This is a genomic window from Mucilaginibacter terrenus, assembly GCF_003432065.1.
Classification (GTDB): Bacteria; Bacteroidota; Bacteroidia; order Sphingobacteriales; family Sphingobacteriaceae; genus Mucilaginibacter; species Mucilaginibacter terrenus.
The window spans coordinates 287,422-310,296 of the sequence record NZ_QWDE01000001.1; the positions used below are offsets into that span (position 1 = coordinate 287,422).

Genomic DNA, 22,875 nt, shown 5'->3' on the forward strand with positions numbered 1-22,875 from the left:
GAACTTCGAATGTATAAATTAGAAAACAAAAACTGCTAGTTTTGCTGTAATTTAACAGTTGCTTATTGATATTTTTCGTAATGAATAAAATTGTTTCCCCAAAGGAAGTATAAGCTCAACCTAAAAGCTGGTGCCACAACTCATCGGCTCATTCCATAAGATTTACCGTGATCGCTTCTTCTTGCTTTAGTCATTGCTCTCTTACAAGGGACTTTTAGTTATTATGGATTGAAGTGAGTAATTAATCTCTTACTTACCCGGCTTCCCCATCAATCCGCCAGTAAAGTTAACCAACAAATGAAATATGTCTTCGTATTCATTCATAGGTAAGGTTGAGCTTACGTCATAAATATCGTGGTAAGCTTTTATGCCGCCAAGGGTATACATAAAGAATGCAGGTACCCCTTTCTCTGAAAAGAAATAATGATCGCTATTAGCCGCTTTGCCGCGTGAGTTTACTTTAACCAGGTAATTTCCCTTTTCATTTACTTGTTTTAACAAGGCAAATTCCTTAGGGAATACAGAAGCGTTAACAACGGTTATACCGTCTACACCGGTACCTTCCAGGTCAAGGTTAACAAGAAATCTGATCTGATTCAAGTCTAAAAGCGGGTGCTCTGTGAAATGCTTGGAGCCGAGCAACCCAGCTTCTTCTCCTGCGAAAAAGATGAATGCAATTGTGTAAGGCTGCGGATGAGCAGCGTAGTATTTGGCTAAACTTAACACCTGCGTTACTCCGCTGGCATTGTCATTGGCTCCGGGAAAAAAGGTTTTATCGCCCATGCCACCCAAGTGATCGTAATGTGCAGTAAAAACAATTACAGAATCTGGCTTAGCCGTTCCTTTAACAACCCCGCAGATATTAGCCGTCTTAAAATTGGATATGAGCTTACTTTCAATATCAGCCTTGATATCAACCGGAATACTCTTTTGCAAACTTTTGTCCAATTGTATCAAGGTAAAATCAGCTGCCTGTTGTTCAACAGAAAAGGTGAGTTTGCTTTCCAGCGATACAATTATCCGGTTTTCCTGGTCAACAAAATGGGTACTATCTGTTTGTACTAGTTTGCCTTGACCCTTTACACCCCGACTACCCGGGCCAACAATAAAGTCTTTGCCTGGCAACAGTTGTATACCGTTTATAGCTACTTCCATTTTACCTGGAAAAGTATTTACCGGATAGGAGAAGTCCTGCTTATAGCTTATGCCGTCCATTAGCTTAACGCCATATGTTTTGAGTTGTGCAACAAGGAAATCAGCAGCCTTGCTCATGCCATTGTTGGTATATCCTCTGCCCCAAAAGTATCGGGATGTAAGCGTATCCACCATTTGGCGGGCAAATTTAACATCCTGCGCCAGGGCAACGTTAGTTATGATAAGGAGTAATAGCAGTAGCCTAAGTTTCATGACACTAACATACTGTTAAAACGGGTAATATGAAAAGCGCGCTAAACGGGTAGGGTGGGATCTACCTTGGCAGTTACCTTCTTCCAGATAGAATACGCGCCGGAGGCAAATAGCAGTACAATGCAGATGTACACCCATGGAGAAATGTTCCGTCCGGCTATTACCACGTATAAGTAAGGCAGACTAAAGAATGAACATGCTATAAGTAGTTGTGTAAGAAACACCTTTTTTGCCCTGAGCTTTTTTATGGTCCAGCCTAAAAAGAAGAAAAAGCCGGGCTTGCTGATGAGATACAGGCATCCAAGTAAAAGCGGATCTACTTCGTGCTCCTCGCCCAAAGCAACTATCCAGTCTTTTAATGATGCGATGTAATCTCCCATTGTGCAAGATACTATTATTTTTAATCGGACATAATGGCCTGCTTGAATGATTACCAAAAGTTAATCTGGATAGTGGTATGCGTTTTAACTTCTTTTAAGTTACATTTTATGATATATGAACAAAAATATTTCCTTTTAAAACAAATATTTAATAATTGCCTTGTACTCTGTAGTTATTTAACAGATATCAATTTATACTTAAACACAACAAATGGCACATTTAGAAGTAAAACCAAAATCATCCAGTCCGTGGTGGCTTTGGCTCCTGATCACTCTTATTGCTTTAGCTCTGGTGTTCTTTTTAGTAAAAGGATGCGGTTCTAAAAATTCAACAAACGGCAGCGATTCTACCGCGACATCAACTGACACAACCTCTTCATCTGCCCAGCCGGTTGCGGCCACCGAACCTGATTGGAACAGCGTGGACTTTAATTCACCCAAAACTTCTGATCCGGATATAACCGATAGTGACATCGCTGTCAGTGGTAACGATAAGTACACAATTTATAGTCTTGGTGAAAACATCCTTTTTGGAACTGACAAGAATCAGCTGGAAGGAAGTGCTGAAAGCAAGTTAAAGCAAATTGCAACATCTATAAACAAACGTTTTAAAGGTGCAACAATCGGCGTATATGGCAATACTGATTCTACGGGTGATGCCGGCCACAACAAGCAACTGGGTGCCGATCGTGCCAACGCGGTAAAAGACTGGCTTCTTAAAAGCGGTGGTATAGATGCAGGCAAGGTGTCGGTTCATTCGCTTGGCGAAACTAAGCCGGTAGCCAGCAATGCAACTGCAAGCGGCAGAGAGCAGAACCGTAATGTAGAGATAGTAGCATTTCCAGATAGTACAGGTACTAAATAATTAACCTCAATACTAAAACATACAGTTATGGCATTCGAAGAAAATGAATATAAGAACAATCACCTGCAGGAGTTGAGTGATAGTGATTTTGAAATTGTTGATGGCGAGCCGGATATAACCGGCTGGGAAGTTATTAACGAACAAGGAGAAAAGATTGGCGATGTTGATGATCTGCTATTTGATCCTGAATCGCGCAAGGTGCGCTACCTGGTAGTTGATCTTGAAGATAATGAGCTGGATTTAGATACCGACAAAAAGGTGTTAATACCAATTGGCGTAGCAGACTTACATCAGGACGATGATGATGAGGTAAGCGATGTCGATAATTCAACCGACGTTAACGGCGACTACCGTGATAACACTTCTTCTGAAACAAGTGAGCAGGTATATGATCGTACTGACGACGACGATGATGATGACGAGGAAGAAGAATATGATGAGGAAATAGTGGTTATACCTAACATCAGCATACAACAGTTGAGTGAGTTACCTGCTTATGAGAAGGGAAATGTAACCACCGAAACAGAGCTGGCAATCAGGGGTATTTTTGATACCAGCCATACCTCAGATACCTTATACCAGCGGGAAGGTTTTTACGACCATACCCATTTTGATGAGGATAAATTCTATAACCGCAACAGTCCGCCACTTACAGATGATGAATCTGTTGCAGAAAATGAAATGCCAAGCACCTGGATAATGGAACGTAATGTTGGTGATGAACCGGTTGACGATGTTATTATAGTTAAAGATGAGCAGGATACGCCTGAAAACCTGACTGATAATACAGGAAGCCAGGCTTACCCGGTTGATGAGGATGATGAGATTGAGCGCGAGCGTTTGAGAAACATCGATCAGGACAGAAGGAACAACTTGTAATAGTTACAACTTCAATAAAAAAAATCGACCGCCCTTTTTTAAGAGCGGCCGATTTCTTTGAAGATTTATTCTGCTATTTAGTCGGCTTTTACACCGTACTTGTCTGCAAATTTCTTGTAAAGCTGTTTGTGCAGGTTGTCAAGGTTAATGTTGCGCCCCTGTATAAAAGCGGTCTCAACATTAAGTGTTATCATGTCCAATGCATCGCCGGTTGAGATGAAGAGATTGGCATCTTTTCCCGTCTCGAGGCTGCCTGTTGTTTTATCGATACCAAGAATTTTGGCGTTGTTGAGGGTTATCATGCTCACGGCCTGTTCTTTGCTTAAGCCGTAGCCCACCGCCTGTCCTGCTTCAAAGGGCAGGTTGCGCTGGCGCCAGAAACCAATACCGGTTAACCCGTAAAGTACACCGGCATCCTGCAAAATCTTAGGCATTTTATAAGGCAGGTATACATCGTCTTCATCTTTGTCTGGTAGAGTTTGGGTCTCCTCCAAAATAACGGGCACATTGTTTTCCTTTAAGATGTCGGTAACCAGGTAAGCTTCCTTGCCGCCTACTATTACTTCTTTAATACCGAACTGTTTAGCAAAACTTACCGCCTGCATAATCTGCTTTGCTGCGTTGGCGTTTACAAACAACTTTTTGCTGCCATCAAACAAGCCCCGCATGGCTTCAAAGCGGGTGTTGGCTATTGCCGGTTTTGCACCCTGGCTGTAAGCTTGCGCTTCTTTAAACAGGCGGTTAATGGCGTCAATGGCTTTTTGGGCACGCTCGGCGGGTGTTTCCTGCTGCGCGCCTGTGGCTGCCCCAAATCTGCGGCGCTGGGCTGCCGATGGCCAGTTGAGGTGTATGGCCATATCCTTTTTGTAGGTGGCGTCTTCCCAGTTCCAGGCATCGAGTTGTACAACTGATGATTGACCTGAAATAATCCCGCCATTAGGCGTTGGCTGTGCCAGCAAAATACCGTTTGAGCGCACGGTAGGAATAACTTTGCTATCAGTATTGTAAGCGATGATAGAGCGTACATGCGGGTTCAACTCGCCAGTTTCTTCGTCGTCAACGGTGCCTCGTGCGCCGGATTCCACCTCAACCAATCCCAGCGTAGTTACCGGGGCAATAAAGCCGGGGTAAACGTGTTTGCCTGATGCTTGTATTACTTCATAAGATCCGGCACCGGGAGCGGTCCCTGTGCCAACTGCCGTGATCTTGCCTTTATCAAACGCTATGTAGCCATTTTCTATCACCTGCCCGTTACCAACATGTATTGTAGCGCCGGTTATTAGTACGGGCCTGGTTTGTGGTTTTGCAGGGGAGATGTTGGCTTGCGCAAACAGGAGGTTCATGCTTAGCAGTAATCCTCCAAAACTTAATATTGTTCTTTTCATTGTGGTTGTTCCGGGTGTAAGGATTACTTTAGTTTACTTGCTGCTGCGCGTGCGGCGCGCTCTTTTTCCATTTCGGTGTAAGCGTCCTGCACAACAAAATTCTCTTCTTCTAAACTTTCGCATTGGTAAGAACGCGGCCTGCGGCCTGCTGCGGGGCGTTGCGTGTTGCTGCCTGCATTTTTTGCATCCAGCATCTTCTGTATAATGCGTCCTTCATCCGCTTTCATCGCTTTCTGGCGGGCGGCATCCTGCTCAATGTCCCAGTAAAGCACACCGTCAACAAAGGTTTTCTCGGCAACCGCGTATATAGACAGCGGGTTGGCCGACCATACTACCACGTCGGCATCTTTACCGGCTTTTAAACTGCCTATGCGGTTATCCACGTGCATCATTTTAGCCGGGTTTAGGGTAACCAGTTTCAGCGCTTCCTCCTGGCTCATGTGCCCGTAAGTAACGGCTTTGCCTGCTTCCTGGTTAAGGCGACGTGCCATTTCTTCATCATCAGAGTTAAAACCGGTTATCAAACCTACCTCGTGCATCAGCTTCCCATTGTAAGGTATAGCTTCGGCTACCTCGTTCTTATAAGCCCACCAGTCGCTGAAGGTAGATCCGGCAATGTTGTGCGCCTTCATCTTATCGGCAACTTTGTAACCTTCTAAAATGTGTGTAAAGGTGTTTATATGGAAGCCCATGCTATCTGCAACATGCATCAGCATGTTAATTTCCGATTGTACGTAGGAGTGGCAGGTGATAAAGCGCTTGTTGTCCAGTATTTCTGAAAGTGCATCCAGCTCCAGATCGCGGCGGGCAGTGCTACCTTTTACCGCCCGTGCAGCTTTGTATTCTTTAGCACGGGTAAACGCATCAATGTAAACTTCCTCAACACCCATACGTGTTTGCGGGAAGCGCAGTACCGAACCCGGGGTGATGTTGTTATTACTGCCCTTTACGTTTTCGCCCAGTGCAAATTTAATGAAACCGTCTGCACCTTCAAACTTCAGTTCTTCGGGAAGCATACCCCAGCGATGTTTCATCAATTGGGTTTGCCCGCCTATGGCGTTTGCCGAACCGTGCAAGATGTGAGAGGTGGTAACACCACCAGCTAACTGACGGTAAATGTTGATATCTTCTGCGTCTATCACATCAGCAATGCGGACCTCTGAAGTTACCGATTGTGTACCCTCGTTTATGCCGCCTGTTGCCGCTATATGCGAGTGCTCATCTACTATGCCTGCGGTAATGTTTTTGCCCGTAGCATCAATTACTTTTGCACCTGCTGCGGATAGGTTTTTGCCAACGGCTTTAATCTTGCCGTTCTCCAATAACACATCTGCATTTTGCAGCACACCTTTTTTTTCATTGGTCCAAACAGTACCGTTCTTTAATAACACTGTTTGTGCTTTGGGCAGTTCGGTATAACCGTAAGCTGCAAACGGGTAAATTACCGGGCCTACTGCTAAATTTGGTTTCTGTGCATCGCGGCGGGTAGCTGCTGTTGCAGCTGGTGCCGTGCCTGCGTATACAGCGCTAAACGCGGTTGAACCACCATCTGGCAATAACGCATTACCACGGATAGTAACCGGCGAAACCGATGAGATATGTCCCGACAGGCGAATGACGCCCGCAGGTTTGTTTTTGTAATTAAAGTAGATATTGATGTCGTCGCCTGTTCGGGTAATGGTGCCGCGTACTTTAGCACTATCAGTACCGGTGCGCTCAATATTGGCTTCATAGCTTCCCGGCTTGCCGCTAATGGTTAAGTTGGTATTGGCGAAACCGTCGCCGGTGAGGTTGTATTTACCACTGATATCGGCAACATCCATTTTAGACACAATGTACTGCCGGCCTTCCACCCAGTTTTCATAGATCACGTTCTCTGCTTTAAACAAGGTGTCGGAAGTGATAATAAAGCTGGCCAATTTGCCTTTTGCAAGCGTGCCCACTTTATCGCTGATGCCCAGCATTTCTGCAGGTATGGTGGTTAACGAAGCAAGTGCCTGTTTAGGAGTTAAGCCATAACTAATCGCGGTACGGAGGTTGGCCCAGAAGTCGCGTGTATTGCTCAACCCGTATGAGGTTAAAGCAAATTTAATCCCAGCTTTTTCCAATGCGGCAGGGTTGGTAGGCGCCAGTTCCCAGCTTTTTAACTGCTGGTAACTCACATTGCGTGCATCAAGCGGGTCCTCTATCTCGAAAGGGGCCGGGAAGTTAAGCGGAACAATAAGCGAAGCGCCGGTGCCTTTTACAGCAGCTATGCGCTGATACTCCGAGCCATCCGTTTTGAAAATGTATGTTTTGCCAAACTCCTTGGCAATTTTAGCCGCCCGCAGAATGCTCTGCGGATCGCTTACTTCAAATATCTGCGGTAATGACTGTGTTTTGTTAAATTCATCCAGCGAGATATTGTACTCTGTTTTTTGCGATTTATACCATTGCGCATCATAATAGGTTTGGCGCAACAAGGCTATGCTGCCCATTAATGACGATGGGTAATTTGTAGCTGCCGTTCCTTTGCTGAAAGAGTAGTGCGCGGCCGCCTGGTCATTTATTATCACAAAATTATCCCGCTCATCAGCAAGGCTTACAGCAACAGATGTACCGCGTGCAATACCGTCATGTATTAAAGATTGCACGGTGCCGAAACCGTTCTTCTTAAGCGCTTCCGCTGCATCTGCATTAACGTGAAATACTGTTTTCGCATTCATTTCCGGCTTTATAGCTTCGTTCCAGCCATAAGCTCCCGGCTTGGTAGATACAAAAACGCGCCCGCCGCCAAAGCCGCCCTGCCCAAATGCCTGGCGTGGTGCATCGGGTATGCCATACGTTGTATAAGCATCAACCAGGCCGGGGTAAATGAACTTGCCTTTAAGGTCAACAGTGATGTACCCCTTCGGGATAGTTCCCTGTGTGCTTACAGACTCAATTACGCGATCGTTCACCAGCAGGGTTGCGCCGGTGAGTGTTTGTTCGGGGCCGGTAATAATTGTTGCGTTGGTGAACGCGTACTTCCCGGGGCGGATGTCCCAGCTGCCATTAACAGGAAAAGTCTCCTGCGCGCGACAAATTTGGATCATCAGCAGGAAAAAGCAAAAAAGTAAAGGTTTCTTCATTCTGTATGATTGTTTGTTACGAAACTATTAATTTTTTACCACCACAGCTTATAATCAGCCGTTATCATGGAAATGTTACAACTGCAATTGCTTGATGTAAAAGCCTTAATAGTATACATTAACCTATGATTAATGTATACTAAGATAATATTTAATAATGGGAAATTTTTGCCACAGATATGATGTTTATAATATCGTTATTAAACAAAATATTTTACGACGCAGTTACAAAAATTAAATTTTACTAATTAATATTATTATAGCGTTAAACTCTTATATTTGAATGACATATCACAAACTGAATGCATTAACTATATAGATAATTAAATGCTTTCAGGTATTATTATATAAGTTGCTAGGTGTAGTATGCCTTGCTTCAATATTCTGATATACCACTGCTAAACCTTAACAATTACTTAATATGAACCCACCTAAAGGTGCTTTTTCAACAGCCCCGTTCAGCCTTTTTGGTACAAAACTAGTTTTCTTTATTGCTATCCTTTTTGCAGGTTTGCATGCAACAGCAGCAAGAAACCCGCTTTCTGCAGGTTTTTATGCAGGAATATCTTCATTTGCGCCTTCGAGTGGTGCACCCGGTACATTAATCAAAATAAAGGGTTCTGGCCTGGCAGGGGCTACCAACGTTAACATTGGTAATGGTGCAGCCCTAATTATTTCTACTGTAGATAGCACCCTTACTGCAATGGTAATGCCCGGTAACGTAACAGGCGCTGTGCGGGTTACAACAGCAGGTGGTGCAGTGTTAGCCGCCCAGGCTACTTTCACAGTACTTGCAACGCCTCATCCTACAGCACAAATGGGCCCTAAACTGGTGGATACTACAACGTATCCAAAAATGATTTATCTGAGCGGCGGTACGCCTCCTCCAGGGGGGGTGAGGTATAAATCTGTTAATCAGGGTGCTGATGTTGCTGTTAGTGCCGATGGTAACAGCGCAGTGGTATCCTCTGTTACCGGCCTTAATTATGATAATCAATATTATGGCGATCCCGGATCGTTTACTTTTTACGAAAAACAGCAGGGTAAATGGAAAAAAACCAGGTTCTACGCTGCTAATTCGATATATGGTGTAAAACAAAACACAAGGTTGAATGCAGATGGAACGGTACTTGTAAATTCGGGCAATAACCTTGAACCAACATCCGTATTAGAAAAGAAGAACGGCGTTTGGCAAAAAACTTCGTTCTTTCAATTTGGCAGCAACGCCGATGTGAGTGCGGATGGCAATACCATAATACTTGGCTATGCAAGTGTTGTACAACACAGGAGTGGACCCGAAGTAAATGAGTTCACAACAATTTATCACCGAAAGAATGGTTCGTGGACTTCTGACGCAACTCCAAGTGAGGCAATTACCTTTGGTGCCGGCGACGCAGCCGGCAGTGTGGTGGCCATAAGCGGCGACGCTAAAACGCTTGCCGCAACGTCATACTTTGGTTACACCTATATAATGAGATTTGACGGCACAGCCTGGCAGGTGCAAGCAAAGTTGCCGGTGGCGGGCGGCGTAACCCTTAACACTGATGGTAATGTGCTTATAGAGTCGCTCTCAGGCTCAACATCTTTTTATACGCGTATTAATGGCGCCTGGAGCAAAGCTCAGGACATACCTGAAACCGGGAAGCCATCAGTGACTGCAGATACCAAAGTGGTGATGTTTCCGGGCTATAATGGGCCTGTAACCTACATCCGTAATACTGCAGGTGTGTGGCAAAAGCAAGACCTTGGATTACCAACCAGTTCTGCCAGTAATGTTTCCATCAGTGCAGATGGTACCACTGCATTATCCGGCTTTCCGGATGATGCCAGCGCCGGGCAAATACTAACCAAGCGGTATATTTTTAACACAGGTAGTACTACCATACCTACCGATAGTACTTACATTACCTATCCGTATGGCAGTGCTACGGCATATGGCATACAGCCTGCGGCTATCATCGCAGGCGTCAGCCCGGCTACCGGGTCTGTTGGTACCGTAGTAAAAGTTAAAGGTACCAACCTTAGCGGAGCCACTCAACTGACAATTAGCGGCAAGAAAGCCGTTATATTGTCTGTAAATGATAACGAGGTGACGGCTATGGCAATGCCGGGCACAGTTAATGGTAGTGTAAGTATAACAACCGTGGCAGGCACCGTCAGCGGCGGCAGTTTTACCGTTACGCCTACTTTGTATCCAAACGTTCAAAAACAACCAATACTAGCCGATACCACTAAGTATAAGAGATTTACATATGAACCCCAGCCTTATTTAAACCAGGGGCAGTCGGTTGCAATTAGTGCTGACGGCAAAACCGCGCTGGTAGGTTCCAGGTTGGGTTTCTCTAATTTTAAACCTGGAGGCGGTCCACCTATAGGGGGTGTGTCATCATACAAAAACGTGGATGGAGAATGGTTAAAAGATGGCGTGTTCCCTCACCAGGGATGGCCAGGCTTTGGAAATTCTGTAGCGTTAAGCGGTGATGGCAATACAGCGGTGGTGGGCCAGTTGATAGTTGAACAAGGTAAGCCGTTTACTGCGAACTTTTTCACACGGTTGAACGGTGTTTGGAATACCAATCCGTTTGTTACTTCTTTTGAGGTATCAGGTTTCGCCATGACGGTTGACGGGAATAGCATTTTTGCCACGCAAGGCAATAATGATCGTAGCAATAATGATCGTACGTGGAGTAGTGCAGTGCTTTACCAAAGAAAAGGTAATACTTGGGTGATGTCTGATCTGAAAGACAACCAGGGCGAGCATATAGTAGGTGTGACAGTAGCTAGTGTAAGCGCTGATGGAAGTACACTTGCGTTAGCCCCTATGATACACAGTAACCGTTATTCAAACGACTTTTATCCCGCTACATCAGGTATCGGCTTTGTTTATGCCAAGACTGATAATGGGTGGCAAAAACAGCTAAGCCTCGAAGGTATCCTTCTGGGCACAGTACTGAGCGCCGATGGTAATGTTATTGTAACCCGTAAAATGCAGGTACTTGTACGTACCGACACCACCTGGACTTTGAAACAAACACTGCCTGAAGCAGGCATACCTTCGATAAGTGCCGACGGCGCAACAATCATGATTACAACAGATGCTGGACCTGTGGCTTATACCCGCGGCACCGGCATGGTCTGGAAAAAACAAGCTAATACATATCCAAAGGACCAGGTGCAGGCTGCTGTGTCGATAGCTCTTACACCAGATGCTACAATGGCGTTCATAGGAAATCCCCGGGACAGTTCTACTATCCCGAATAGAGTGCGGTCTTCGACAACGGACTCTTACTCGATTTATGATTTTTCGTTAGGCGGGGCTTATACTTATCATATAGGCGAGGCTGTAGCAGCCCCTGGTGGTTACGCTACCTTACTAAATTTCACAAATACAACTGCAACCAGCACAACCCTGAACTGGACAAACGGCCCTGGTGGCAAGCGCGCGGTATTCCTGCATGTAAACGCTGGTAGCTCTCCGGTCCTGGCAGACCTTACCACCTACACCGCTGATGCAGCAGCATTCAGCAAAGGTGCCCAACTTGGTACAACGGGTTGGTACTGCGTTTATAACGGCACCGGCAATACGGTAAACATCAGCAACCTTACGGGCGGTACAAAGTATTACGCTGTTGTAATAGAATACAATGGCGCGCCGGGTTTAGAAAAGTATTATACGACCCGTATGTCACCGGCATACGTTGTAACACCTGTTGTTGCCCAGCCAACACAGGCGTCAAACCTCGCGTTCAGTAACATTGGAGGAACAACCAGCACAGTAAACTGGACAAATGGCAGCGGCACCAGCCGAGCAGTTTTCATCAGCAATAGTAACAGTGGTGCCCCGCTGCCTGCTAATGTATACTACTCATCCAACGTCAGGTTTGGCTCCGGCAACCAGATAGGGTCAAGCGGCTGGTATTGTATCTATAACGGTACCGGGTCTACAACAAATGTTATCGGCCTTACTTCTGGTGGCACTTACCGCGTAGCAGTGGTAGAGTACAATGGCACTATTGATAAGCCGCTGTATATTACAAACAACATAGCTCCGGCAAACTTAACCACGCCTATTACACCTCCAACAGCTTACACTTACGGGTTAACCTTTAGCAATACTACTTTTAATTCTACCAAAGCTACCTGGGTAAGCGGTAACGGAACGGCTCGCGCGGTGTTTGTGCGTGCAGGTGGTAAAAGCGCAATTAACCCGACAACGGGCGTAACTTATTCTGCCAACAGCACATTTGGGCTTGGCAGTCAGGAGGGTACAAGCGGTTGGTACTGCGTGTACAACGGAACGGCAAATACAACAAACATCTTTGGCCTGTCGGCATCATCAACCTACACCGTGTTGGTTGTTGAATATAACGGCACTGCAGGTTCCGAAGCTTACCTTAAAACCGGTTACAACCCCGCATCAGTTACCACAACTGCAAACATCATGCGCGTAGCCAGCAATGGTTATAACACCACCGATCTTGCACCTGGCTTAAATGGTACAGGTAATAGCGCTGTAGTAGCTAACAACATCCTTTCTCCAAATGGCGACGGTAAGAACGACACCTGGATAGTAAGCAACATCGAAAGCTATCCCGAGAATACCGTTAATGTAACCGATGGCGGTGGTAATGTTGTATTCAGTAAGAAAGGCTATGCTAATGACTGGGCAGGTACCTATCGCGGCGGTGTGCTTTCAGAAGGCACTTATTATTATACAATAGATCTTGGTAAATCAAACCTGATTAAAGGGTTCTTCACTGTTGTAAGAGACAGGTAGTTAACAACAGGGCGAACCGTAAATAACGGTTCGCCTTACTTCAAAATACTTCCCTAATGAAATTTAAAATACCCGGCATGCCAAAGGCATGCTTTGTTATACTTGCGGTGTTGTGCCTGGGTGGCAATGTAGCTAAGTCGCAATCTGTATTGCAAGCTGCATTCTTTCAAAACCAGTACATTACCAATCCGGCAATGGCGGGGCTTACACAAGGGCTTAACTTAAACCTTGGCTTACAGCAACAGTTTAACAGCGTACCCGGGAGCCCGAAGATGCAGAACTTTACTGCTGATTATAATTCGGGTGGAAACGTGGGCACTGGCTTAAATGTAAATAACGATCAGGCGGGGCTTATCAGCCGTACACGTATAATGGCCACTTACGCTTACCACTTGCGGCTAGGCAAGAACGATAAATTGAACTTTGGCCTTTCACTGGGACTTAACAACGTGTTTATAGATTATAACCGGATTATTGGCGACCCTGGCGATGGCTCTGTAGATAAGTTTAACAGGCGTAGCGTTTATGTTGATGGCGACCTTGGTGTTGCTTACACTAGCAGCCAGTTCACCATCCAGGGGGCTGTGCCTAACCTTCGAAGCATATTTTTAAAAAACGACCAGGAACTGGACGCTTTACGCAATACTTTTTTTACTGCAGTAAGTTATAAGCTGCTGTTAAATAACAATAATAACTTTACGCTGGAACCAAAGGTTGCTTACCGGGGCATAAAAGGGTTTGATAATATACTGGATACCGGGGCAAACCTGAATATGGCCGAATATAACTTTAGCATTTCCGGAATGTATCATAGCAACAAAAGCGGAACAATTGGTGTAGGTATAAACCTTAAGCCTGTGGATGTATTACTGGCCTACACAAACAACACCTCAAGCCTAAACTCTTATGCAAACAACACTTTTGAGATTGGGCTTAAGTTGAATTTGTTGAATAAAGAATAAGGCAGTAAGCTTACCTGAAATTTCTGCCTTTGTAGAATACATCTTTAACGCCAGTATCTTCTTTCGTGATGGGGCCGGGTGAAACCGTTTCATCAGAACGCGACAGAACTGTTACCGGGAAGTCGTCATCACCGGCTGGGGTTAACGTTTTTAAAAACGAGTTGAGGTTAAAGCAGCGCCGCACCACAATGTGTATCACCTCGCCTTCAATCTGTACTCTTCCTTCTACCATCAGTAAACGCGATTGCAATATTTCTTTACGGTACTTGTCAAATACCTTCTCCCAAACAACAAGGTTAGAGAAACCCGTTTCGTCTTTTATAGTGATAAAGAGGATGCCTTTGGCTGTGCCCGGCCGCTGCCTAACGGTGATCATACCTGCAACTTTAACAGACGCACCATCTTTTAAAAGTTTTGTGTTAGCAGTGGGAGTTACGTGCAATAAGTCCAGCTGGGGGCGAACAAAGCTTACCGGGTGCGCTTTGAGCGACAAGCCGGTAACTGCAAAGTCCTGTACCACATGTTCGGATTTGGTCATCAAAGGAAGTGCAAACTGCGATTCGTGCGCACTCTCAGATGGCTGACCTAAAAATAACCCGATGGGCTTGTCACTTAATGCAGGTATCTCCCACAGCGCTTCACGGCGGTTCAGCCCCAAAGAACGGAAAGCATCTGCATCACTCAGGCGTTCTATAGCCGATTGGGATATACCTGCATCGCTCAGTTGCTGTACCGTACTAAAACCTGTATTCCTGTTTTTTACCAGCAGGTTCATTTCTGCTTCGCTAAGCCCTTTTACTTGCCGGAAACCTAAGCGCATGGCATAATACCTACCATCTTTTTCTTCCAGTATATTATCCCATTCCGAATAGTTTACATCTACCGGCCTGACAGTAACACCATGGTTACGAGCATCATCTACAATCTCTGCGGGTTGGTAAAAACCCATCGGCTGGCTGTTAAGCAGGGCAGCACCAAATACGTCAGGATAGTGGCATTTTAGCCAACTGGAGATATAAACCAAATGGGCAAAGGATGCCGCGTGACTTTCCGGGAAACCATAGCTGCCAAAGCCTTCCAGTTGTTTAAACACCCGTTCGGCATATTGCTGGTCGTATCCCTTTGCAGTCATGCCATCAACAAGCTTTTGGCGGAACTGGCTCACCAATCCCTTAGCTTTAAAGGTAGCCATGCTGCGGCGTAACTGGTCTGCTTCCGCAGGGGAAAAGCCTCCTGCAACCATAGCAATCTCCATAGCCTGCTCCTGGAAGAGGGGGACACCCTTTGTGCGTCCCAAAATCTCTTTTAGTTCTTCAGAGGGGTAATCTTCAGGATCAATGCCATCCCTTCTCCTGAGGTAAGGATGCACCATGTCGCCTTGTATTGGTCCTGGCCGCACAATAGCTACCTCTATCACCAGGTCATAAAACTTACGTGGTTTTAATCGAGGCAGCATAGACATTTGCGCCCTGCTTTCTATCTGGAAAACGCCAAGGGTATCGGCGTGGCAGATCATGTCATAAACTACAGGATCGTCCTGCGGTACATTCTCTAGCGTTAGGTTCAGTCCGTAATGTTTGTTTGCCAGTTGAAAAGCTTTGCGGATACAGGTAAGCATACCCAGCCCCAGTACGTCTACCTTTAAAATCCCTAGCGCTTCCAAATCATCCTTGTTCCACTCTAATTGGGTGCGGTCTTCCATCCGGGCGTTCATCACCGGGCAAATGTCTGAAAGCTTGCATTGAGTGATCACAAATCCGCCGGTATGCTGCCCTAGTTGACGCGGAAAACCGATCAGCTGATCAGTAAGCTCCAATGTTTTATGCAAATGAGGGTCATCGGGGTTTAAACCTTGCGAAATGATGCGCTCGCGGTCAAAAGCTTCTTCCGAAAAGTCCCATATGGCACCTGCAAGCCGTTTGATAGTATCTTCTGACAAGCCCATCGCTTTACCTACATCACGTATGGCTCCTTTGTGCCTTTCCTGTGTAACCGTAGCTACAATAGCGGCATGATCACGGCCATAGGTCTCGTATATCCACTGTATGATCTCCTCCCGGCGTTCGTGCTCAAAGTCCACATCCACATCGGGCCACTCGTCTCGCGCGTCGGACATAAAACGGGAGAACAACAGCCGTGATTTAGTTGGATTTACCGGTGTAATGCCCAGGCAAAAACAAACTGTACAATTAGCCGCAGAACCACGGCCCTGATGGAGTATGTTCAGTTCTTCGGCCTTTTGAGTGTACTCGTATACGCGCAGAAAATATGGGGCAAGCTTTCTTTTTGCAAAGAACCCTAGTTCGAAATCCACCTGTTTAAGTATCTTTTTAGGGACGTCCTCACCAAAAAGTTTTTTTGCACCTTTTAAAGTATACTCGCGCAAATGCTCATCTGCTGTACGGCCATCGGGGCTTTTCCATTCTGGTTCCAGGTACTTCAGTGTATCTAAAGAAAATGTACAAGCATCCGCTATTTCCTTTGTGCGAAGCAAGGCGTCGGGATACAAGCGGTAAAGGCGTTCGAGTTCTTCAACTGGTTTCAGGTATCGCTCGGCATTATAATGTAATTTATAGCCGGCATTCTGGATGGTGCATTTTTCGCGCACGCAGGTTTGTATGTCCTGCAACTCGCGCCGTTCGGGAGAATGGTAATGCACATCATTAGTAGCCACCAGCGGTACGCCTAAGCGTGATAACCTGTAAAAACGTTTATCGTCGTGCCCGTTATAACTGCGGGTTGCAGCAAGGTAAAGGTTGCTGCCGAAAACCTGCTTATATTCTTTCAGATGTGCTTTAAAAGCATCTTCTATATCAAAGTTTTTGTTTAAGCTGTCCGGAGGTACGGCAATAAACTTTATTCCTTCTGCATGTTCGTAAACATCCCGTTTGTACAGGTCGCACTTGCCTTTCTCTGTACGCAAGTTTCCTTTGGTAAGCATGGCCGATAACCTGCTCCATGCGGCAATGTTGGTAGGGTAGGCCAGCAGGCTCGGCCCGTCCAGAAGGTCAAGCCTGCAAGCCGGGATAAATTTGAGTCCTTTTGCTTTAGCGGTTTGATGTGCCCTTACAACACCCGCTACGCTGTTGCGGTCGGTTATGGCTATAGCGCTATAACCGAGTTCTGCTGCATAATCTGCCAGCTCTTCGGGGTGCGATCCGCCCCGCATAAAGGTGAAATTGCTGGTTATTTGTAGCTCGGCGTACTCCATAATTTATGCGAAAAAACCGTGTATGTACCACCGCGAACCTTCAGCATCAAAATGCCCCGAACGGAACAGCCAGTAACGCCGGCCCTGCTCATCCTCTACAATATAGTAGTCCCGGTGCGGGCGGGTAGTGCGCCACCATTCGGGTTCTATCCGTTCGGCATCGTCAGCCTTTTTAACAATATGTTTTTCGCCTTTATAAACGAACAGCATAGGCGGGTTATCCGGAAGTTTAAAAGTGACCGCGATAGGTTCCGGTTTTTTCAGGAGGAGGGAAGGCCTTGGCCTGCTGATGCTCCAGCCATTAACAGCGTTTTCTGTTAGGTTTAGTGTTTTTTTTGTAGTTCGCTCCGGCCAGTAACTTTCCTGCGGAAGGTAACGATGTATGTTGTTTGCGCCTATTTTGTTGGCAAGTTTGTCAAGCAGTTCGGCTAGGCGGCTGTTGTTTAGTCCGCAACCGTCAGGCGCCCAAATTGCTTCCTGTTCAATGGAGATATCTTCAACCTTCGGGGCAGTAAGTGTAAACAGCTCTATGCCAAGTGCTGGTTCTATAGAGGCTATCTTTAATTCAAACAGCTTGAACAGGTGAGTGGTGTTATAAGTTGGGCGGTTGGTACCTATTTCTGCACCAACAACTTTGCCATCTATACGGTAGCATTTCAGTACTGCTGTACGCAAGCCTTTGCCTTCATTTTTTAAGCGCTTGCATAGGTTTTGCAGGAGTGTTTTTATAGCGACCTCGATACCGCCTGCTGTACGCACGGGTTCAAGGCTGGGCAAATGTTCGTAGTAAGCTTCCTGGGGATGCAGATATAGCAGGGGCTCGTCAATGGTGCCCATCGCCTGGTCTATACGCAAGAGGAAATGATCGCCAAATCGACGCCTGAGTGCCTGACGCTTTAAACCCATAAAACGCCTGATGCTGTAAAAACCAAGCTTGTGTAGCCTGTCCAGTATAATTGAATCCAGCCGCAGCGCGGCAGGAGAAAGTTTCAGCATAGCGTCCGTATGCATGCCGGGCTCAACAATAAACTGTTCTTTACCAAAGCGGGCTATAGCCCATGCAGCGCCAATAGTATCTGCAATGGCACCGCGCACGGTGTACCCTTTTGCTGCCAGGCGTGCGATCACTTCTTTAAGATAAGCTTCTTCTCCGCCCCATAAATGCGTACAGCCGGTTATATCTAATATAAGTCCATCCGGCTCATCAACAGCAATAAGCGGCGAGTAACGGATGCACCATTCGCCAATGGAACGCAGCAGCATGGCTGACCTGCCGGGAACATCATCAATAACTTTTAAGTTGGGTATAACTGCTTTAGCATCGGCTGCTGCCATGCCTGGTGTAATGCCCTGTTGCAGGGCCAACGCATTTACTGCTGTAATTACTATGCGGTTATGCTGTGGTGCGGCTAAAACAAAGGGTGCGTTCTTGAGGTCAGGCTGCCGGATGGCGAGTCTGTCCGTCAGTAAATGGCGGAACCAAAGTGAAGCATACCTTTTGTGCATAACTAACCAACTTGCAGCGTTCGTATCATTGTTTGTTCTTGTTGTTCTTGTACCGGTACAAAGCCATTGCCATTCCACTCCAGTTGCCAGCTACCCGGATGTCCATTGCGTACGCGCAGGAGCTCAACATTCCAGCGGGGATGGCCTACACCGGGCAGGCCATCATCAAGCACACTTGGTAAAGGTGTAACCTGCCAGCGTGCAACGCAGGTTGTGGTGTTAAGCTTCCGCAAATCCGTACGGAGCAAAAAGCCGGTTACCTTGCTGCTTTCTACCGCCAGCTGCAGCCTACGTGACAGGGCGAAACTGATCTCCCGCACTTCCGCCACAACGGCAGCCAACCCCTCGCACTTTAAGGCTTCTTCCATTGCCCACAATACATCACGCTCACTTTTAGCATCAATAAATATGAGCCTCTCCGGTGCTACGCCAAACGTGCTCATGGCAGGCGGGAAGAGCTTCCTGTCTGTGCTTATCCAAAGGCAGGTGCCGGTTTGCTGCATTAAGGAGCCTAACATTCCGGATAATAAGCCAGTGGTTGCGGCAGCTTGCTCGCTTGTTGCGCAAAGCATTTCGTGTATGGTGCCAGTTGGGAACACACCATTAGGAAAAGCTTCCTCCAGCGGACCCAGCCCAAGCTGCTGCTTTTTACCTGCAGACGGCGGAACAAAACCCTGCCACCGCAAAATTTTTTGCTGCAACTGATCTACAATAGCCAACCTGGATTTTACACCTTCCATAACAATGTTATCACAAACATAATGCTAAAAATATTAGTATTTATAATTTGTTGAAAAGTATTTTGATAGGGGTGCGGGCGGTATAATAAAAAAAGGAGCTGTTAAATTAACAGCTCCTTTCACGATTATTACAACAGATGGTTTAGGTGTAAGTACTTTAATTATGCAGTGTATTTAGCCAGCCATTTTTCTTTTATGGCTGCACGGGCATCAATAAACTCCTGGTCTGTACCCTGGGCAATGGCGTCAAGCGGCATACGTAAAGGGCGGGTGCCTTTTTTCATTTCTACAAGCGAAAGTATACCGTCGGCAATGGTTTGCGGGTCCATGTTGAAGCTGGCCATTTTACCAAATAAGGCTGTACCAAGCGCATTAAACCTTTCCTGAGCGGCATCGCCGTACTCGGCTGCGATCTCAGCCTTGTCGGCATGAACGCCGGCTTTTGATCCGTTATTCATTTCAGTTGGGTAAACCCCGGGCTGTATGCTTACGTTCTCGATACCGAAATCGCTTAATTCGCCCTGTATACCTTCGGTAATGCTTTCTACACCAAATTTAGATGCCAGGTATGGCACCATAAAAGGCAGGGTATGCCCGCTGGCGCCTGAGGTAATGTTGATGATCAACCCGTTCTTTGCTTTACGCATAGATGGCAGTACTGCCTGGTAAGTGCGCAGCACGCCATAAAAGTTTACCTCAAACATCTCGCGTACTTTATCAAGGGAGTATGCTTCTACCAACCCAAAGCCTGATAGCGCTGCATTGTTAACCAGTACATCTATATGGCCGTATTTAGCTAAAGTTTTCTCGAACGCGGCGTTAACCGAGTCATCGCTGGTTACGTCTATCTCTACTACCTCTATGTTAGGCAACGGATTTAGCTCTGCGGCAACGGACTGATTTTTACCGTTTATATTACGCATCCCGGCTATTACCGAGTGGCCTGCCTGTGCAAGGGTTGTAGCGGTTAATTTTCCGAAACCGGTGCTTGTTCCTGTGATGAAAATTGTTTTTGACATGGTATTTAATATTAATGTTCTTTGTTGTTGTGAACACTACAAAGGTGCGCTACCATGCCAACCTGCACATTGATGTATGGTAAGAAAGAAATTGATATAGATCAACCAAAAAGCCGGGTAGCTTACCGCAGCTTACTTTTTAGCAGTAGCGCTGCGCACGCGGCTAAGCGTTTCGGGGGTCATGCCCAGGTAAGATGCTATCATACTTTGCGGGATACGGTTTGCAAACCCCGGATATTTAGCTACGAAATTAAGGTACTTTTCTTCGGCGGTGTAGCTCAGTGCTGCCTGTATACGGTTTTGAGCCGTTACAAAGCTGCGCTGAAGTATTGCGTTCACCATATTGTTAAACGCCGGTATGTCCTTACAAAGCTGCTCGAAATTAGTGTGTATAAAAAGGATAACCACGCTGTCTTCTACAGCATCAACATTAAACCTTGATGGCTGCCCGGTTAGAAGGCTTTCCCTATCGCCTGTCCACCAGTTCTCAACCGCGAAGCCAATAATGTGCTCATTACCTTTTTCATCTACCGAATAGGTACGCAGGCAGCCTGATGCTACAAAAGCATCGTACTTCCAAACGTCTCCTTCCTGCAGCAGGTACTGTTTTTTACGCAGCTTTTTAATAATGCTTACTGTGCGGATGCGTTCCAGCTCTTCGTCGGTAAGGGAGATCTTGTCTAGCAGGTATGTTTTAAATACGTCGAACACTGTTTCAGGTATGTAAGCGCCAAATCTAAGTGAAATTTGCCTATTCTGCTGATAATTGGTTTATGCAGACAATTTCGTACGAACAATTTAGCTATAGCTCATGTTTAGCGAGTATTTATAACTTTGCGCTGCTTATATTAAAGCAGAATTTCTTTTTAGATGGATCAGCCGGTACAACCTTTAAGCAACGATACCCTTTTACAGGTTTTAGCATTATCTAAAGATGCTACCGCGGTTTATGTTAGCGAAGATATATACATACGGTTTGCCAATGATGCCATGATCAATTTTTGGGGCAAAGACCGCAGCGTGATAGGCAAAACGCTTGAAGATGCCGTGCCCGAATTGGAAGGCCAGCCCTTTATAGATCTGCTGAAAAACGTATGGCGCACAGGGCAAACCTACGTTGCAGAAAACACCCCGGCCAATTTGGTGGTAAACGGAGAGCTGCAAACATTTTACTTTGATTTTGAATACAGGGCCATACTTGACGAACAGGGTAAAACCTATTGCCTGCTGCACACCGCGCGGGATGTAACCAGCCAGTACTTTGGTCTTCTCCGGGAGCAAAATCTTTCTGCCGCGTTATCTGCATCCAATGCAGACCTGATGAACACCAACCAGGAGCTTGCGGCGCTTACCAGCGAACTGATGCAGTCTAACGAACTGCTGAGCACGGTGAATGATAACCTCACCACCAGCGAAAGGCAGCTGCAATTTACCATTGATGCCGCCGAACTGGCTACTTGGGACTTGGATCCGAACACCTTTAGGTTTACCGGTAACGACCGGCTTAAAAGCTGGTTTGGCCTTGCTGCTGATGACGAAATAGAGCTTGAACGCGCAACTAACCAAATACCTGTAGCAGACCGTAAAAAGGTTGATGCAGCTATAGCCGAGGCCTTGCGCTACGAATCTGGAGGGAACTATGATGTAGAATATGCTATTATAAACCCCGTGGATAGCAAAACACGCTATGTGCGTGCAAAAGGCAAGGCTGAGTTTAACGCAAATAAACAACCTACACGTTTTAGCGGTATACTGCAGGATGTTACGGTGGAAAAACTTGAGGAACAGCGTAAGGACGACTTTATAAGTATTGCCAGCCACGAACTTAAAACACCCATAACTACCCTGAAAGCTTCGCTACAGCTGATGGACAAGATAAAAAACGTACCGGGACAGGCTATGACGCCTAAGCTTATCATGCAATCGCGCAAAAGTGTAGAGCGGGTAAGCATCCTGGTAGATGAGTTGCTTAACGTTGCCAAGCTGCAGCATGGTGAGCTGAACCTGAACAAAACTCCCTTTGTGCTGTCACAACTGCTGAATGCAGCCTGTAACCCCATAGCTATTATGGGCAAACACAAGATTAGTATAAGCGGTGAACTGGAGTTGGAGGTAAATGCCGATGAACACCGGATTGACCAGGTGATTACCAACCTGCTAAATAACGCGGTAAAGTACGCGCCCGATTCAGAGGTGATAAGCCTTTCTATTGATTTGATAGATGGTATGGTAAAGGTGTCTGTTACAGATACAGGCCCGGGTATACCTAAAGAAAAGATACCACATTTGTTTGACAGGTATTACCGTGTAGACTCAGCGGGTTACCAGGTATCTGGTTTGGGCCTGGGGCTTTATATCAGTTCTGAAATTGTAAAACGCCATGGCGGTACTATACATGCAGACAGCGAATTAGGCAAAGGCACTACTTTCTGGTTTACTTTGCCTTTATAAATGATCAGTATCAATTATTCCCAGTGCCGCACAATCCCGGGTTGTAATTTGTTATATCAATAAAATAAAAAGCAGGGTTAGACGTATTAACTTTGTTGTGAGCCGGTCTGATATTGTTGAAGCTAAAACCGCTTCTGACAAATATATACTTCGATGATAAACGCCGTTCTTCCCGGGTAGACG

14 protein-coding genes are annotated in these 22,875 nt (G+C 46.1%); 5 read left to right on the top strand and 9 right to left on the bottom strand.

What is annotated here, in order from left to right; all coding sequences use genetic code 11:
* Window positions 1-249: 249 nt before the first annotated feature.
* Together DYU05_RS01195 and DYU05_RS01200 are read right to left on the bottom strand one after the other, a co-directional pair.
* Window positions 250-1,407 carry a M28 family metallopeptidase gene (locus DYU05_RS01195; RefSeq protein WP_117381164.1) on the bottom strand — a complete coding sequence of 386 codons (1,158 nt, stop codon included), beginning with the start codon at window positions 1,405-1,407 and terminating at the stop codon, window positions 250-252.
* Between the two features lie 41 nt (window positions 1,408-1,448).
* Window positions 1,449-1,787: a hypothetical protein gene (locus tag DYU05_RS01200; protein ID WP_117381165.1), complete on the bottom strand. Its 339-nt coding sequence runs from the start codon at window positions 1,785-1,787 to the stop codon at window positions 1,449-1,451.
* A 211-nt stretch (window positions 1,788-1,998) separates the two neighbouring features.
* On the opposite strand from DYU05_RS01200, the gene DYU05_RS01205 reads away from it, so the two are divergent.
* A complete protein-coding gene (locus DYU05_RS01205; protein ID WP_117381166.1) occupies window positions 1,999-2,652 on the top strand; it encodes an OmpA family protein in 654 nt (217 codons plus the stop codon).
* Between the two features lie 27 nt (window positions 2,653-2,679).
* A complete protein-coding gene (locus tag DYU05_RS01210; protein WP_117381167.1) occupies window positions 2,680-3,531 on the top strand; it encodes a PRC-barrel domain-containing protein in 852 nt (283 codons plus the stop codon).
* A 77-nt stretch (window positions 3,532-3,608) separates the two neighbouring features.
* Here the strand turns inward: DYU05_RS01210 and DYU05_RS01215 are convergent, their stop codons facing one another.
* The gene (locus tag DYU05_RS01215) at window positions 3,609-4,916 is read right to left on the bottom strand and encodes an amidohydrolase family protein (RefSeq protein ID WP_117381168.1); all 1,308 of its coding nucleotides are present in this window, start codon (window positions 4,914-4,916) and stop codon (window positions 3,609-3,611) included.
* A 23-nt stretch (window positions 4,917-4,939) separates the two neighbouring features.
* Window positions 4,940-8,026, bottom strand: coding sequence for an amidohydrolase family protein (locus tag DYU05_RS01220; protein WP_117381169.1), 3,087 nt, complete (start codon window positions 8,024-8,026; stop codon window positions 4,940-4,942).
* Window positions 8,027-8,447: 421 nt separating this feature from the next.
* Between DYU05_RS01220 and DYU05_RS01225 the strand changes: the two genes are divergently transcribed.
* Together DYU05_RS01225 and DYU05_RS01230 are read left to right on the top strand one after the other, a co-directional pair.
* Complete coding sequence (locus tag DYU05_RS01225) at window positions 8,448-12,803, top strand: T9SS type B sorting domain-containing protein (protein ID WP_117381170.1); 4,356 nt, start codon at window positions 8,448-8,450, stop codon at window positions 12,801-12,803.
* A 56-nt stretch (window positions 12,804-12,859) separates the two neighbouring features.
* Window positions 12,860-13,765, top strand: a complete 906-nt coding sequence (locus DYU05_RS01230) for a PorP/SprF family type IX secretion system membrane protein (RefSeq protein ID WP_117381171.1) — start codon at window positions 12,860-12,862, stop codon at window positions 13,763-13,765.
* Window positions 13,766-13,775: 10 nt separating this feature from the next.
* Here DYU05_RS01230 and DYU05_RS01235 read toward each other — a convergent pair whose 3' ends face one another.
* The 5 genes from DYU05_RS01235 to DYU05_RS01255 form a co-directional block, all read right to left on the bottom strand.
* A complete protein-coding gene (locus DYU05_RS01235) occupies window positions 13,776-16,976 on the bottom strand; it encodes an error-prone DNA polymerase (protein ID WP_117381172.1) in 3,201 nt (1,066 codons plus the stop codon).
* 3 nt (window positions 16,977-16,979) lie between these two features.
* Window positions 16,980-18,482, bottom strand: a complete 1,503-nt coding sequence (locus DYU05_RS01240) for a Y-family DNA polymerase (protein WP_117381173.1) — start codon at window positions 18,480-18,482, stop codon at window positions 16,980-16,982.
* Between the two features lie 2 nt (window positions 18,483-18,484).
* Window positions 18,485-19,222, bottom strand: a complete 738-nt coding sequence (locus tag DYU05_RS01245) for an ImuA family protein (RefSeq protein WP_117381174.1) — start codon at window positions 19,220-19,222, stop codon at window positions 18,485-18,487.
* 161 nt (window positions 19,223-19,383) lie between these two features.
* Complete coding sequence (locus DYU05_RS01250) at window positions 19,384-20,241, bottom strand: SDR family oxidoreductase (protein WP_117381175.1); 858 nt, start codon at window positions 20,239-20,241, stop codon at window positions 19,384-19,386.
* 132 nt (window positions 20,242-20,373) lie between these two features.
* A complete protein-coding gene (locus DYU05_RS01255; protein ID WP_117381176.1) occupies window positions 20,374-20,952 on the bottom strand; it encodes a Crp/Fnr family transcriptional regulator in 579 nt (192 codons plus the stop codon).
* Between the two features lie 159 nt (window positions 20,953-21,111).
* Between DYU05_RS01255 and DYU05_RS01260 the strand changes: the two genes are divergently transcribed.
* On the top strand, window positions 21,112-22,692 hold the full coding sequence (locus DYU05_RS01260) for a PAS domain-containing sensor histidine kinase (protein WP_117381177.1): 1,581 nt from the start codon (window positions 21,112-21,114) through the stop codon (window positions 22,690-22,692).
* The last annotated feature ends 183 nt before the right edge of the window (window positions 22,693-22,875 follow it).

Coding starts and splice junctions, on each gene's coding strand:
- DYU05_RS01195 (WP_117381164.1), bottom strand. CDS start 1,407: ATGAAACTTAGGCTACTGCTATTACTCCTTATCATAACTAACGTTGCC.
- DYU05_RS01200 (WP_117381165.1), bottom strand. CDS start 1,787: ATGGGAGATTACATCGCATCATTAAAAGACTGGATAGTTGCTTTGGGC.
- DYU05_RS01205 (WP_117381166.1), top strand. CDS start 1,999: ATGGCACATTTAGAAGTAAAACCAAAATCATCCAGTCCGTGGTGGCTT.
- DYU05_RS01210 (WP_117381167.1), top strand. CDS start 2,680: ATGGCATTCGAAGAAAATGAATATAAGAACAATCACCTGCAGGAGTTG.
- DYU05_RS01215 (WP_117381168.1), bottom strand. CDS start 4,916: ATGAAAAGAACAATATTAAGTTTTGGAGGATTACTGCTAAGCATGAAC.
- DYU05_RS01220 (WP_117381169.1), bottom strand. CDS start 8,026: ATGAAGAAACCTTTACTTTTTTGCTTTTTCCTGCTGATGATCCAAATT.
- DYU05_RS01225 (WP_117381170.1), top strand. CDS start 8,448: ATGAACCCACCTAAAGGTGCTTTTTCAACAGCCCCGTTCAGCCTTTTT.
- DYU05_RS01230 (WP_117381171.1), top strand. CDS start 12,860: ATGAAATTTAAAATACCCGGCATGCCAAAGGCATGCTTTGTTATACTT.
- DYU05_RS01235 (WP_117381172.1), bottom strand. CDS start 16,976: ATGGAGTACGCCGAGCTACAAATAACCAGCAATTTCACCTTTATGCGG.
- DYU05_RS01240 (WP_117381173.1), bottom strand. CDS start 18,482: ATGCACAAAAGGTATGCTTCACTTTGGTTCCGCCATTTACTGACGGAC.
- DYU05_RS01245 (WP_117381174.1), bottom strand. CDS start 19,222: ATGGAAGGTGTAAAATCCAGGTTGGCTATTGTAGATCAGTTGCAGCAA.
- DYU05_RS01250 (WP_117381175.1), bottom strand. CDS start 20,241: ATGTCAAAAACAATTTTCATCACAGGAACAAGCACCGGTTTCGGAAAA.
- DYU05_RS01260 (WP_117381177.1), top strand. CDS start 21,112: ATGGATCAGCCGGTACAACCTTTAAGCAACGATACCCTTTTACAGGTT.